Genomic DNA, 15,585 nt, shown 5'->3' with positions numbered 1-15,585 from the left:
AAAAAAAATAAAAATTAATATCTCAATTTAATATTAAATCTATTTTGTAAATAACACACACATTTATCTATAATTATAGATATTTCATAATCTTCTAAAGTTTTATTAAAACTCTGTAAAAAAATAGCAATACTAATACTCTTATACCCTTTAGGTATAGAATTTCCATAATAAACATCAAATAAATATATATTTACTAATAATTTACCAATAACTTTTTTACAAATATTTATAATATCCATGACATATATATTATCATCAACTAGCAAAGAAATATCTCTTCTATTAACAGGAAAAACAGATATTTCATTAAAATTAAAAAAAGAAGCGGCCAATAATCTATTCCAAATTAATTCAAATAAAATAACAGGTTTATCAAAAACTAAATATTTTGCAATTAAAGGATGAATAACACCAATACAACCAATATATATATTTTTATAATAAATAGATGCACTTTTACCAGGATGTAAAAAAGAATATTCTTTAGCTTTAAAATTAATTAAATTTAAATCATAAAATAAACTCAAAACAGATTCTATAGTACCTTTTAAATCATAAAAATCAACATTTACAGATAACATATCCCAATATTCATTATACTTTGTTCCACTTAATAAAGCACTCAATAACAATCTCTCCTTTACTATAAAATCAGTTGTTAATTTAGGTAAAAAACAAACACCAAATTCAAATATAGAAATATCATTTTGTTGACGATTAACATTATATTGTAATACAGTTAATAAACCAGTAAATAAAGATAAACGCATAACAGATTTTTCTAATGAAAATGGATTTAGAACAGATAAACCATTAATTTTAGGATACAATAAAGTTTGTAAATCATTATCAACAAAACCATAAGTAATTACTTCATGATATCCCTTATCAACTAAAAGAGTCTTAACACGATCAATAGATAAATTTGAACTAAATGTCTTTAGTATATTATTACCTAATATAGGAATATCAGGGATCTTATCATAACCATAAAAACGAATTATTTCTTCAATTAAATCCTCTTCAGTTAAGAGATCTGAACGCCAATATGGAGGATAAACATTTAAAATATCATCATTAATATCTAATATACAACCAATAAATTCTAAAGTTTTTATTATAAACTTATAACTTATTTTATGGCCTATAAATAAATTAATCTTCTTATAATTCAATTTTATATAATATTTTTTAGGTAAAAAATTCAAATCTGAAACATCAATAATAGACCCAGCTTCCCCACCGCATATACTTAAAATAAAATAAGTAACTCTATCTATAACTCTACGAAAAAAAGAAAAATCTGTGTTCTTAGAATTAAAACGAATAAAATTTGTTTTAATTTTATTATTAATAATAAAATTATTAATAATTTTAGAAGAAAACAAAGCACATTCTAAAAATAAATTTTTTGTTTTCTTACCCAGAACACAATACTTACTATTTGAAAAACCAGCAATTTCTATAATTTTATTATTATCCCCAACTACTAAAATATTAGTATCATTTAATATAAAATCAGAATTATCAATTAAAATTATTTTTTCACCTAATTTATTTAATCTAATATTTATTCTTCCATCGATAAAATCTAAATCAAATACATTCACAAATAAACCAAATTCTAAAAAAACATAATTTATAATATCCACAACAGAATTAACTAAAACAATATCACTACGACGTAGTCTTTCACTCATCCATATAGGAATAATATTATTAATATTAATATTTTTTATTATTCTACCTAAATAAATTGGAGATAAACAATTATCTTCAACAGTAATAGGTAAATAATTACTGTTGTTAATATTTATTTTAGTAAGGATATCAAATTCTTTAATATTTCTAAAACTTAAAACAGATAATTCTCTGGCTAAACCTAACATATTTTGACAATCAGATCGATTATAATTTATAGAAATATCTATAATTTTATCTTTAAAATCAAAATAATTTAATATATCTTTACCTGCCTTAACATAATTTGGTAAAATAATTATATTAAAATTATTACATTCAATACCTAGTACGTGATATGAACATATAATACCATCAGAAATAAAATTTTTAAATACTTGTCTTTTAATATACAAACTATTAGGTAAAATTGATTCTATTGTAGCAATAGCAACCTTCATTCCAATAACAAAACTAAATTTTTTACTAATAACATTTAAAAAAAAATCGTTACCTACAAACACTTTAACAAGATATATACCATCTTTATTAGATAAACAACAAACATTAAAGATCTCTCCGACTATAATATTACTAAACATACAATAAATTGATGTAATACTATTTACTTCCATCCCTAACATAGTAAATTGTTTATATAATAATTTACTATTTTCAGAAATATCAATAAATTCATTTAACCAATTTCTACTAAATCTCATTAATCAAACCTATAAATCTTAAATTATTTAAATTGTTTTAAAAATCTTATATCATTTTCAAATAAAACACGTAAATCTTTAATATTATAATACAACATAGTTAATCTTTCTACACCTATACCAAAAGCAAATCCAGAATAAATATTTGAATCTATATTAACATTACTCAATACATTGGTATGTATCATCCCACAACCTAATATTTCTAACCATTTACTATTATTTATTTTAATATCTACTTCAATAGATGGTTCTGTAAAAGGAAAATAAGACGGACGAAAACGAATATAATATTTTTTATTAATAAATAAAGCACGTAAAAAATTAATAATTATCCATTTTAAATTAGAAATACTAATATTTTTATCAACCATAACACCTTCAATTTGATGAAACATAGGTGTATGTAATCTATCACAATCATTTCTATATACACGACCTAAGCTAATAAAACGAATTGGAGGGGAGGTTTTCTTCATAAATCTTATTTGTACAGATGAGGTCTGAGTACGTAATAAATATTTATTATTAAACCAAAAAGTATCTTTTTTACTCCTGGAAGGATGACCATAAGGTATATTTAAAGCATCAAAATTATGATAATAATCTTCAATTTCAGGACCAAAAACGTAAGAAAAACCTAAAGAAGAAAAAAAGATTTTTGATAAATTGATAATTATATTTATAGGATGTAAAGAACCATTTCTTATCTGTCTTCCAGGCAAAGATATATCAATTTTGTTTTTTAAAAATAAATCATTTTTACAAAATAAATAATCTAACTTAGATTTACGACGACTAATAATTTTCAATAAACTATTTTTTACTCTATTCAAAATAGAACCTAATTTTATTCTATCTTGCTTATCTAATTTAATCATTTCTTTAAATTGAAAATTTAAAAAACTATTTTTACCTAAATACTTAATACGTAAACTATCTAATTCCACATAATCTTTAATACTATTTATTTCATCACAAGCTTTTAACAAAAATTTTGAAAAATTAAACATGATCATATCTTAAAATTTTAATAGTAAATTTTAAAAAAATATAAATAAATTAAATTAATTTCTTCATTAAAATAATAAAACTTTTACTATCATTAATAGCCATATCTGCTAATATTTTTCTATTCAAAGAAATAGAAGCTTTTTTCATAAGATATACAAAATTACTATAATTAATTCCATAATTTCTAACAAAAGCATTTATTCTAATAATCCATAAACGCCTAAATTGTCTTTTACGTTGTTTACGATCACGATAAGAATACTGTCCTGCTTTTATAACAGCTTGTACAGCTACTCTATATACTCTAGAACGAGAACCATAATAACCCTTAGCACTACTTAAAATTTTTTTATGACGTGCATGAGATACAACACCCCTTTTAATTCTAACCATAATATAATCCTTCAAAATATAACAATAAATCAAACATATGGTAGACAAGGTAATATATGAACTAAATCACATCTTAAAACAACAGCTTTTTGTCTTAAATGTCTTTTACGTTTACTACTTTTTTTAAATAATAAATGACGCAAATTAGCTCTTTTACGTTTCACTAATCCTGAAGGATTTTTCTTAAATCTCTTATAAACAGATCGTATTGTTTTTATTTTAGACATAAGCTTCTCTCAATATTATAATTAAATAAAAAAATAATTATTTTCTTATCATTTTTTTTTAGGAATTAATAACATAATCATCTGTCTACCTTCTATTTTTAAAGGAAAAGACTCAACATTAGCACAATCCATCAAATCTAATTTAATACGATTTAACATATCTATACCTAATTGTTGATGAGATATTTCTCTACCCCTAAACCGTAAAGTAACCTTAACTCTACATCCGTTTAATAGAAAACGAAGCAAATTACGTAATTTAACGTTATAATCACCCTTATCTGTTGCAGGTCTAAATTTTACCTCTTTTGTTTGTATAACTTTTTGTTTTTTTTTATTATTTTTTAATGATTTACCTCGTTCATAAATTAATTTACCATAATCTATAATACGACATACATGAGGATTTGTATTAGCATTAATTTCTACCAAATCAACACCAGCTCTTTCTGCCATAAATAAAGCATCATTTAAAGTAACAATACCTATTTTTTCACCATTTACACCTATTAAACGAACTTTATCAACATTTATTTCTCTATTTATTTTATTAGATATCATAGAATACATTTTTTTTAAAATCATAACGTCTTAATTTTCCATTTTATTAATACTATAATTATCAATTTCTTTCTTTAGTCTATTAATAAATACACAAAGAAAAATATTGTTAATCTTTTTACCTAAACAAGTACGTATAGAAACAGTATTATTTTTAACTTCATTATTTCCACAAATTAACAAATAAGGAATTCTTTTTAAAGTATATTCACGTATTTTGAAACCAATTTTTTCATTTCTAGTATCTAATTTAACACGAATATCTTCAATTTCTAATAAATTTTTTACTTCATTAGCATAAAATTTTTGACTATCAGTTATATATAATACAACAACTTGAATTGGAGATAACCAAGTTGGTAAATGACCATAAGTTTCTTCTATCAATATACCTATAAATCTTTCTATAGAACCAAGCACTGCTCTATGTATGATAACAGGGGAAATACGTTCATTATCCTTATTAATATAAAATACATTTAATTTATTAGATAATATAAAATCTAATTGAATTGTACCACATTGCCAAGAACGATTTAAGCAATCATTCAAAATAAATTCAATTTTAGGACCATAAAAAGCACCTTCACCATATTGATAACTAAAATTTATGTTATTACTTTCTAATACAGATAATAAATCCTTTTCAGCTAAATCCCATAAACTATCTTCTCCTAATCTTTTATCAGGTCTTGTAGATAATTTTACTAAAATATTTTTAAAACCAAAAATATTATAAATATCATAAATCATTTTAATACAACTATTTACTTCAGAACGAACTTGATCAAAACTACAAAATATATGAGCATCATCCTGAGTAAAATGTCTCAATCGCATCAAACCATATAAAGAACCTGAAAATTCTTTACGATGACAACTACCAAATTCAGAAATTCTTATAGGTAAATCCCGATAAGATTTAATTCCATACTTAAAAATTTGAATATGACAAGGACAATTCATAGGTTTTATACAATATTCAGTATCTTCAAAATACGTGGTAAATATTAATTCTTTAAAATTATCTAAATGACCAGTCATATCCCAAATTTTTTTACTTAAAATCATTGGTGTCTTTACTTCTTGATAATCATATTCTTTTAATTTCAAACGTATTAGACTTTCTAATTCCTTAAATACTATCCATCCATTATTATGCCAAAAAACAATACCAGAAGAAATATCTTCAATATGATAAAAATCAAGATATTTATTAATTTTACGATGATCTCTTTCTTTAAGTAGATTCATAATAATCTATATAATATATTAAATTAAAAAGGAATGTCGTCATCCAAAATTGTATCTTCACTAATATTTGTTTTTTTCTGATCCCAATTATCCTTGTCTTTTAATGAAGAAGTAATAGTAAAATTTTTTTTATTACCTAACATATGCATAGTACCATTAAGATTAACAATAATTTCTGTAATATAATGCTCCTGATTATTTTTATCCTGCCATTTTCTTTTTTGCAAGGAACCTTCGACATAAACTTGTGATCCTTTACGTAAATATTCATTAGCAATTTCTGCTAATTTACCAAATAAAACAACTCTATGCCATTCAGTTCTTTCTTTATTTTCACCAGTTTGTTTATCACGCCAACTTTCAGATGTTGCTAAAGTAATATTTGTAACAGCATTACCATTTTGCATATAACGTATTTCAGGATCTTGACCTAAATTACCAATTAGAATTACTTTATTAACACCTCTGCTAACCATATATTATCCTGAATATATAAAAAATATAATTACATTGTATAAAAAAATATTAATTATTAAAAAATAAATCTAAATTATTATTATTGTTATATAATATACATTAGTAAAAAAATTATTAAATAAAATTTATTATATCATCAATAATAAAAAAATTAATACAAAATATTAAATAAAAATAAAATACTAATATTTAATATTAAATATTAAAAATAATATTTTAAAAAATAATAAAATATATATAAATAATAATTAAGATAATAAAAATATGATGCTTAATTTAAATTAAATTAAAATCAAATATATAATAAATAAAATAATAATTTTAAAAACTATATAATATTAATAAAAAATTAATAAGGATAATATGGAAAATTCAAAACAAACATTCAAAAATTTATTAGAATTCGTAAAAACATTTAGAAAAAAAAATAAATTAAAAAGAGAAATCAAAGAAATAGAAAACAAAATACAAGATGATAAAAATAGAATATTATTATTAAAAAATTTAAATGAATATATAAAACCAAACATAACAACAGATGCAATAAAAAAAATAATAAAAACAATGAGTAATGATTATGAAGAAAGAATTGATGAATATATAATAAAAAATGCAGAATTATCAAAAGAACGTAGAGATATATCAAAAAAATTAAAAATCATAGGAAAAAATAAAATATAATTAAAAAAAATATAAAAATCAATTTTTTTTATAAAATGAAAATAAAAAAAATAATACCAATAATATTCATGATAATAAGTTGTATACATAACCAAAATCATAATAAACAAATAAACAATAAAATATTTTATAAAGATTTAAAAACAGTAGAAAAATGGAATAAATTAATACTTGATGCATCTAAAAAATATAAAATAAATATAAAATTAATAATATCTCTAATTAAAATAGAATCTAATGGTAATCCTTGCGCTATAAGCAAATCAAATGCAATAGGTTTAATGCAAATTAAACCTTCTACAGCAGGTAAAGAAGTATATAAATATAGAAAAATAGAAGGACAACCATCTAAAAAAAAATTAAAAAACCCTAAAATAAACATTGATATAGGTACAAATTATATATATTTATTACAATATAAAATGTTGAATAAAATTAAAAATAAAAAAATATTACGATATGCTATAATAGTTTCATATGTAGGTGGTATAGGTGCATTATTAAAAATTTTTTCAAAAAAACAAGAAATATCTATGAAAATAATAAATAAAATATCACCAAACAAATTTTTATGGTATATAAAAACAAAACATCCATATAAACAAATATACAAATATTTAATTAAAGTAAATTATTTATATAATAATATAAATAATAATATTAAACATCAAAACTAAAACCTGTTTTTTTAATACTATCGTTACTCATTAAATATAAATACATAGGCATTATATCTATAGGATCATTTAATAATGAGACATCTTCATTTGGATATGCCAAAGTACGCATTTTAGTTCTTATTTGTCCTGGATTAACACAATTTACACGTAAAGACGTATCCTTATATTCTAATGATAAAATTTGCATCATACCCTCAATAGCAAATTTAGAAATAGAATAAGCACCCCATTTGGATCTGCCTATTCTACCAACACTAGAAGTGGTAAATAATAATGATGAAGAAGATGATTTTAACAATAAAGGCAATAATACCCTTGTTAAAATAAACACAGAATCTAAATTAACTCTAATAACACGTTTCCATAAATAAATAGGATATTTATTTATAGATAATAATAAACCTAAATCTCCTGAATTATGTAAAACTCCATCTAATTTTACATATTTATTTTTCACCTTACTAACAAATTTTTTAGCATTATTATATGTTAATTTATTCATATCAATTACATAACTACTAGCACTAAATTTTCTTATAGAATTAATATAATTTTTTACATTCCTTAATTTATAAAAATTACGACCTAATAAAATAACTTTAGCTCCACATTTAGCATAAGTAATAGCGACACATTTACCAATATCACCAGTAGCGCCTGTTATTAATATAACACGATCTTTCAATAAATTGACATCAAAAATATAATTCATAAATTGCTACATAAAAAATAATTATTTTAATGGAAAATTCAAAAAATATAATAAATTAAATTAATTAAAATTAAAAATATTATATTCTAATCATCTAATATAATAAAATAATTTTATTTAAATAAATAAAATATAAATTATATATTTAATATTAAAAAAATCAAAAATAAATTAAAAAATTAAAAAATATTCTAATATTAATATATATAATAAAATGTTATATTAATAACAATTCTTAATGAAAATAAATAAAATATACAAATTATAAAATTAAATTTATATTGACATTAAGTAAAAATAAATATTTTTTTGGATAAAATATATGAAATTACAACAATTGCGTTACATTGTAGAAGTAGTCAATCATAATCTAAATGTATCATCAACTGCAGAAGGACTGTACACATCACAACCAGGAATTAGTAAACAAGTAAGAATGTTAGAAGATGAATTAGGTATACAGGTTTTTATACGAAGTGGAAAACATTTAACAGAAATAACATCTGCAGGAAAAAAAATAATTCATATTGCAAGAGAAATTTTATCTAAAGTAGAATCCATTAAATCTATAGCCGAAGAACACACATGGCCAGATAGAGGATCATTATTTGTTGCAACAACACACACTCAAGCTAGATATGCGCTGCCAGATGTAATAAAAGGATTTATAAACAAGTATCCCAAAGTATCATTACATATGCAACAAGGATCACCAAAACAAATATCAGATGCTGTTTCTAGAGGAAATGCAGATTTTGCAATTGCAACAGAAACATTACATTTATATGATGATTTAATCATGTTACCATGTCATAATTGGAATCGTGTAATAATAATAATGCCTACACATCCATTAGCTAATCAAAAAAATATAAAAATAAATGAATTAGCAAAATATCCATTAGTAACATACACTTTCAGTTTTTCTGCATGTTCAGAATTAGAAAAAACATTTAATAAAGCTGGCTTAAAACCCAAAATTGTATTTACTGCAACAGATGCAGATATAATAAAAACATATGTAAGACTAGGATTAGGTATCGGTATTATAGCTAATATGGCAATAGATCCAATTTCTGATTCTGATCTAAAATGCATTAATTGCAATAACATATTTGCTAATGGAATAACTAAAATAGGATTTAAACGCAGTACATTTTTAAGAGGATATATGTACGATTTTATCTATCGTTTTGCACCACACTTAACTAGAGATATGATAGATAACGCTATATCTTTAAAATCAAATAAAGAAATAGAAATAATGTTCAAAAATATAAAATTACCAATTAAATAAAAATGTTAATTTATAATTTAATAATATAAAAAACATCATATTAAATGACCCATTTTATTAAATTTAGTATGTAAATAATCATAATTCTTAGGATTATTACCAACAACTAATGGTATACGTTCAACAACATTAATACCAGCTTGTGATAAAAATAAAACTTTACAGGGATTATTTGTTAATAAACGTATCTTTTTTACACCTAAAATATTTAACATATCAACACAAATTTTAAAATCACGTTCATCTTCAGAAAAACCTAAAATACGATTAGCATCAACTGTGTCATGACCTTGATCCTGCAAACAATACGCTTTAATCTTATTTAATAAACCTATATTCCTACCTTCCTGACGATGATATAATAAAATTCCATTACCAACTTTAGATATTATAGATAAAGAAGCTTCCAATTGAAAACCACAATCACATCTTAAACTATATAAAGCATCACCAGTTAAACATTCAGAATGAATTCTAACAAGAATTGGAGAATCAGAATTTATTTTACCATATACAATAGCAACATGATTATTCTTAGTTAATAATTCTTCAAAACCGAATATTAAAAAATTACCCCATTTAGTAGGTAATTTTGCCCTTGCAACCTTTTTAAGATACATCTTATTCCCCAAAATTTTATATAATATAATAATATATTAATTTTATTAAACATTTATAATATTCTAAAATATAAAAAATTAATTAAATTATTAAAATATAAAAAATAATATTTTTACATAAAAATATATTAATTATATAATTTTAAAAATAGAGAATAAAAAAATACAAAATTAGTTAAAATTAATAATAAATAAATATAATAATCATTTTAAAATATAAAAAATAATAATTAAAACTATAAAATATAAAATCATGAAATATATAAGAAATTTTTCTATAATAGCACATATTGATCACGGAAAATCAACATTATCTAATAAATTAATTCAAATTTGTAACAAAAATATATCAATAAAAAATAAAATATTACACTCAATGGAACTAGAAAAAGAAAGAGGAATTACAATAAAAGCAAATTGTATAAATTTAAATTATATAGATAAAAACAAAAATAAATATAAATTAAATTTAATAGATACTCCAGGACATGTAGACTTTTCATATGAAGTATCACGTTCAATATCAGCTTGTGAAGGAGCAATATTGTTAATAGATGCATCTCAGGGTATAGAAGCACAAACAATTGCTAATTATCAAATAGCAACTAAAATGAAATTAAAAATAATAACTGTAATAAATAAAATAGATCTAAAAACAGCAAATATAAAAAAAGTAACAAAACAAATAAAAAATACCTTTAATATAAAAGATAAAAAAATATTTTTTTGCTCTGCAAAAACAGGATATGGAGTTAAAAAAATAATTAAAAAAATAATTAAAAAAATACCAAAACCAAACGGTAATAAAAATAAACCATTACAAGCACTAGTAATTGATTCAAAATTTGATAAATATCAAGGAATAATATCACTAATAAAGATCAAAAATGGATACCTAAAAATAGGAGATATTATTCTAGTAATGAGTACAAAAAAAAAATATAAAATAAATAAAATTATAAAATTTAATCCTAAAGAAATAAAAAAAAAAAAACTTCACTGTGGTGAAGTAGGATGGATTTTTTGTGGAACTAAAGATATTGAATCGGTTCCGGTAGGAGATACAATAACAAAAAAAATAAACCCAGCGAAAAAAAATTTAAAAAATTTTAAAAAAATAAAACCACAAGTATATGCAAGAATATTCCCAATTGAACAAAAATATCACAAAAATCTAGAAATAGCATTAAAAAAACTAAAACTAAACGATTCTGCATTAATCTATGAAATTGAAAATTCTTCAACATTAGGACCTGGTTTCAAATGTGGATTTTTAGGGTTATTACATATGGAAATAATAAAAGAAAGAATAAAAAGAGAATATAATATAAATATTATAAATACTTTACCTTCAGTTGTATATAGAGTAAAAACATTTTGTAATAAAATAATATATTTAAATAATCCTAAAAAATTTTATTCAATAAAAAATATAAAAGATTTTCAAGAACCATTTGCAAAATGTATTATTTTACTAAATAAAAAATATTTAGGAAAAATAATAAAATTATGTAATAAAAAAAGAGGTATACAAAAAAATATATCTTATCATAATGATGACTATATAATTTTAAAATATGAAATACCTATGGTAGAGATAATTTTCGATTTCTATAATAATATAAAATCTATATCAAATGGATATGCTTCTGTGCAATATTCTTTTAAGGAATTTAAAAATTCAAATATGGTATATATAGAAATATTAATTAATAAAATTAATATAGATATATTATCAACAATTACACATAAATCAAACGCGCAAATTATATCAAAAAAAATGATAGATAAAATAATACCATTAATTTCAAGAACACAATTTGATATAATAATTCAAGCACAATGCAACAAAAAAATAATTATTAGTAGAAAAATAAAACAATTACGTAAAAATGTAATAGCAAAATGCTATGGTGGAGATATAACAAGAAAAAAAAAATTACTAAAAAAACAAAAAAAAGGAAAAAAAAAAATGAAACAAATAGGAAATATAAATATACCAAAAAATGTATTTTTATCGATTTTAAATATAAACCAAAAATAAAATAATATATTTAGGAATAATTATGAACAATTATTTTTCCATAATACTAGAAATAATTACAATATTTACAGCAACTATATGGATTGCAGAAAAATTAAAATTAATATCATATATACAAAAAAAAACTAAAAAAAAAAAAGAAAAAATAAGATTTACAAAAAAAGAATACTTAATAAAAAATATTGCATCAATATTTCCTACTTTATTATTTGTATTTATAATAAGATCATTCATTTACGAACCATTTCAAATACCATCAAAATCAATGCTACCTAATCTTATAGTAAGAGATTTTATTTTAGTAGAAAAATTCTCCTACGGATTAAAAGATCCAATAACACAAAGAACACTAATAAAATTAAAAAACCCAAAAAGAGGGGACGTTATAGTATTCAAATACCCTCAAAATACAAAATTATATTATATAAAAAGAATAATAGGCATACCAGGCGATGTAATATCATATAATAATTTGAAAAAAACAATTAAAATATATAGAAAACAAAAAAATATATCAGTAATTTATCACACTAAAAAAAATGAAAACAATAAAATATTAATAGAAGAAAAAATAGAAAATAAAAAACATTATATTTTAATAAATAATACAAAAAAAAAAAATAACTTATTAATATATCCATCAAATAAATATATAAAAACATGGAAAATACCAAAAAATAATTATTTTGTATTAGGAGATAATAGAGATAATAGTTACGATAGCAGATTTTGGGGATTTGTTCCAAAAATAAATATCGTAGGTAAAGCAAAATTTATATGGATGAACTTAAAACAAGAAGATGGTAAATGGCCTACTGGAATTAGATTAAATAGAATTGGTAAAATTCAATAGAATAAATAATATAAAAAAAATAAATATATAATATATATTATATAAAATAAATAAATTAAATAATTAATATTTATAAAATCATGGATAATATTATATTAACATCATTACAAAAAAAAATAGGATATACTTTTAGTAATCAAAAAATATTAAAACAAACATTAACTCATAGAAGTGCAAACAAACAACATAATGAAAGAATGGAATTTTTAGGAGATGCAATTTTAAATTATGTAATAAGTAGCACACTATACAAAAATTTTCCAACAATTAGAGAAGGTAATATGAGTAGAATAAGATCAAATCTAGTAAACGGAAATACACTAACAATAATAGCTAAAGAATTCACATTAGGTCAATACCTAAATTTAGGTCCTGGAGAAATAAAAAATAAAGGATTTAAAAAAAAATCTATTTTAGCAAATTCAATAGAAGCATTGATAGGTGGAATATTTTTAGATAGTAATATAATAACCATTGAAAAAATAATCCTCAAATGGTATAAAAAAAAACTACAAAATATCTATCCAAATAAAATTTTCAAGGATCCAAAAACAAGATTACAAGAATATCTGCAAAAAATGAATTTACCATTACCATCATATTCATTAATAAAAATGGAAGGAATAACACACGAACAAAAATTTACAATACAATGTAAAATAAATAATAAAACTGATTTAATTTTAGGTATAGGGTTAAGTAAAAAAAAAGCTGAACAAGAAGCTGCAAAACAAGCACTTATCAAATTGAAAATATTATGAAAATAAAAAAAAATTACTGTGGATATTTTACAATTATAGGGAAAACAAATACAGGAAAATCAACATTATTAAATAAACTAGTTAAAAAAAATATTTCAATGGTGTCAAATAAAAAACATACAACTAGAAATACCATAATAGGAGTTAAGACTAAAAAAAATAAACAAAAAATTTTTATTGATACACCTGGTATAAATTCAGAACAAAAAAAAATGATAGATAAAATAATGAACAAAAATTCCATTAAAACAATAAATAATACTGATATAATTATTTTTTTATTAAACAAGACACAATTAGATAAAAATGATCTTTTTATTATAAATAAATTAAAAAAAATAAAAAAACCTATAATAATAATAATAAACAAAATTGACAAAATAAAAGATAAAAGAAAATTATTACCATATATAAAAAAAATTAGTCAACATGTCAATTTTCAAGATATAATACCAGTATCTGTAAAAACGGGAGAAAATATAAACAAATTAAAAAAAATTATTAATAATAATCTATCTAAAAAAAAACATTTTTTTTCATATAAATATATAACAAATCAATCAAAAAATTTTTTAATATCAGAAATCATCCGTAAAAAAATAATATTTAATTTATTTAAAGAATTACCATATTCTATACATGTAGAATTAAAACATATAATAAAAAAAAATAATATTTATTATATAAAATGTTCAATATGGGTGGAAAAAAAAAGCCAAAAAAAAATAATAATAGGAAGAAATGGTAATTTAATAAAAAAAATAAAAATAGAAGCAAAAAAACAAATTAATATTTTTTTAAATAAAGAAATAAATTTAAATCTAACAGTAAATGTAAAAAAAAAATGGAAAAATAAATATAAATTAATAAACAAAATAAATTTAAACTAACAAAATTTATTTATTTAAAAAAACTTATAAAATAATAATAAATAAAAGTAAATATGAAAAAAACAAAATTAGGAATAAATATAGATCACTTTACAACAATAAAAATACTAGAAATATAAAATGTAAAAATTTGTTAAAAATAATATTAATAACTAAAAAAACAATAAAAATTATATAAATATCAACTTAAGAGAGGATAAAAAACATATAAAAAATAAAAATATTAAATATTAAACATACAATTTTTAATAAAACAATATTTGTAGGATTTAAAAAACAATGCAAGAAATAAAACAACTAATAAAATAACCATTTAATAAATGACAATTATAGGAATAGGTATAGATATTGTTGAAATAATAAGAATAAAAAAAATAGTAAAAAAATCAGGAAATACATTAGCAATAAAAATATTAAATAAAAATGAATTTCAACAATATTTAAAAAACAAAAAACCAATACATTTTTTAGCAAAAAGATTTGCCGCAAAAGAAGCTATAGTTAAATCATTTGGGATGGGAATGAGATGTGGACTATCATTCAATCAACTGGAAATTTACAATAATAATTTCGGCAAACCTAAAATATTTCTTTCAAAAAAAATAAAAAATATAACTAAAAATATAGGAATAAAAACATTTCATTTAACGATTTCTGATGAAAAAAAATATGCATGTGCAGTTGCAATTGCAGAAAACTAATTAATTAAAATAATA

At 20.7% G+C, this 15,585-nt stretch carries 16 protein-coding genes and 1 pseudogene; 8 read left to right on the top strand and 9 right to left on the bottom strand.

Annotated features, from left to right (window positions below; genetic code table 11):
- Positions 1-14: 14 nt before the first annotated feature.
- From pheT to ssb, 7 genes and pseudogenes are all read right to left on the bottom strand, one after another.
- Positions 15-2,405, bottom strand: a complete 2,391-nt coding sequence (gene pheT, locus C9I82_RS01935) for a phenylalanine--tRNA ligase subunit beta (RefSeq protein WP_115956165.1) — start codon at positions 2,403-2,405, stop codon at positions 15-17.
- 23 nt (positions 2,406-2,428) lie between these two features.
- Positions 2,429-3,418 carry a phenylalanine--tRNA ligase subunit alpha gene (gene pheS / locus C9I82_RS01930; RefSeq protein WP_115956164.1) on the bottom strand — a complete coding sequence of 330 codons (990 nt, stop codon included), beginning with the start codon at positions 3,416-3,418 and terminating at the stop codon, positions 2,429-2,431.
- 49 nt (positions 3,419-3,467) lie between these two features.
- Positions 3,468-3,812, bottom strand: coding sequence for a 50S ribosomal protein L20 (gene rplT, locus C9I82_RS01925; protein ID WP_115956163.1), 345 nt, complete (start codon positions 3,810-3,812; stop codon positions 3,468-3,470).
- Positions 3,813-3,841: 29 nt separating this feature from the next.
- Positions 3,842-4,039 (bottom strand): 50S ribosomal protein L35, encoded by a 198-nt coding sequence (rpmI, locus tag C9I82_RS01920; RefSeq protein WP_115956162.1) that lies wholly within the window; start codon positions 4,037-4,039, stop codon positions 3,842-3,844.
- Positions 4,040-4,087: 48 nt separating this feature from the next.
- Positions 4,088-4,624: a translation initiation factor IF-3 gene (gene infC / locus C9I82_RS01915; RefSeq protein ID WP_115956161.1), complete on the bottom strand. Its 537-nt coding sequence runs from the start codon at positions 4,622-4,624 to the stop codon at positions 4,088-4,090.
- A gap of 6 nt (positions 4,625-4,630) precedes the next feature.
- A pseudogene (gene thrS, locus C9I82_RS01910) lies at positions 4,631-5,839 on the bottom strand (threonine--tRNA ligase); the annotation flags it as partial.
- A 38-nt stretch (positions 5,840-5,877) separates the two neighbouring features.
- Positions 5,878-6,330, bottom strand: a complete 453-nt coding sequence (gene ssb / locus C9I82_RS01905; protein WP_115956159.1) for a single-stranded DNA-binding protein — start codon at positions 6,328-6,330, stop codon at positions 5,878-5,880.
- A 364-nt stretch (positions 6,331-6,694) separates the two neighbouring features.
- On the opposite strand from ssb, the gene C9I82_RS01900 reads away from it, so the two are divergent.
- Complete coding sequence (locus tag C9I82_RS01900) at positions 6,695-7,012, top strand: DUF496 family protein (RefSeq protein ID WP_115956158.1); 318 nt, start codon at positions 6,695-6,697, stop codon at positions 7,010-7,012.
- A gap of 35 nt (positions 7,013-7,047) precedes the next feature.
- Positions 7,048-7,689 (top strand): transglycosylase SLT domain-containing protein, encoded by a 642-nt coding sequence (locus tag C9I82_RS01895; RefSeq protein WP_115956157.1) that lies wholly within the window; start codon positions 7,048-7,050, stop codon positions 7,687-7,689.
- On the opposite strand, the gene C9I82_RS01890 is transcribed toward C9I82_RS01895, so the two are convergent.
- A complete protein-coding gene (locus C9I82_RS01890) occupies positions 7,673-8,404 on the bottom strand; it encodes a YciK family oxidoreductase (protein WP_115956156.1) in 732 nt (243 codons plus the stop codon). The genes C9I82_RS01895 and C9I82_RS01890 overlap by 17 nt on opposite strands.
- A 322-nt stretch (positions 8,405-8,726) precedes the next feature.
- On the opposite strand from C9I82_RS01890, the gene cysB reads away from it, so the two are divergent.
- Entirely contained in the window at positions 8,727-9,701 is a 975-nt protein-coding gene (gene cysB, locus C9I82_RS01885; protein ID WP_115956155.1) for an HTH-type transcriptional regulator CysB, read from the top strand.
- Between the two features lie 35 nt (positions 9,702-9,736).
- Here the strand turns inward: cysB and ribA are convergent, their stop codons facing one another.
- Entirely contained in the window at positions 9,737-10,321 is a 585-nt protein-coding gene (gene ribA, locus C9I82_RS01880) for a GTP cyclohydrolase II (protein ID WP_115956154.1), read from the bottom strand.
- A gap of 253 nt (positions 10,322-10,574) precedes the next feature.
- Between ribA and lepA the strand changes: the two genes are divergently transcribed.
- The 5 genes from lepA to acpS all read left to right on the top strand — a co-directional run bounded on the left by lepA (position 10,575) and on the right by acpS (position 15,570).
- Positions 10,575-12,365 carry a translation elongation factor 4 gene (gene lepA, locus C9I82_RS01875; RefSeq protein WP_115956153.1) on the top strand — a complete coding sequence of 597 codons (1,791 nt, stop codon included), beginning with the start codon at positions 10,575-10,577 and terminating at the stop codon, positions 12,363-12,365.
- Positions 12,366-12,387: 22 nt separating this feature from the next.
- Entirely contained in the window at positions 12,388-13,218 is an 831-nt protein-coding gene (lepB, locus tag C9I82_RS01870; protein ID WP_115956152.1) for a signal peptidase I, read from the top strand.
- A gap of 80 nt (positions 13,219-13,298) precedes the next feature.
- Positions 13,299-13,979, top strand: a complete 681-nt coding sequence (gene rnc, locus C9I82_RS01865; protein WP_115956151.1) for a ribonuclease III — start codon at positions 13,299-13,301, stop codon at positions 13,977-13,979.
- Complete coding sequence (era, locus tag C9I82_RS01860; RefSeq protein ID WP_115956150.1) at positions 13,976-14,869, top strand: GTPase Era; 894 nt, start codon at positions 13,976-13,978, stop codon at positions 14,867-14,869. Before rnc ends, era begins: the two co-directional genes overlap by 4 nt.
- A gap of 320 nt (positions 14,870-15,189) precedes the next feature.
- Positions 15,190-15,570, top strand: a complete 381-nt coding sequence (acpS, locus tag C9I82_RS01855; RefSeq protein WP_115956149.1) for a holo-ACP synthase — start codon at positions 15,190-15,192, stop codon at positions 15,568-15,570.
- The last annotated feature ends 15 nt before the right edge of the window (positions 15,571-15,585 follow it).

The organism is Candidatus Purcelliella pentastirinorum, from assembly GCF_003391335.1.
In the GTDB taxonomy this organism is placed as follows: Bacteria; Pseudomonadota; Gammaproteobacteria; order Enterobacterales; family Enterobacteriaceae; genus Purcelliella; species Purcelliella pentastirinorum.
The sequence above is the reverse complement of the archived record's forward strand: the minus strand, read 5'-3'. Positions and strand labels throughout refer to the sequence as shown.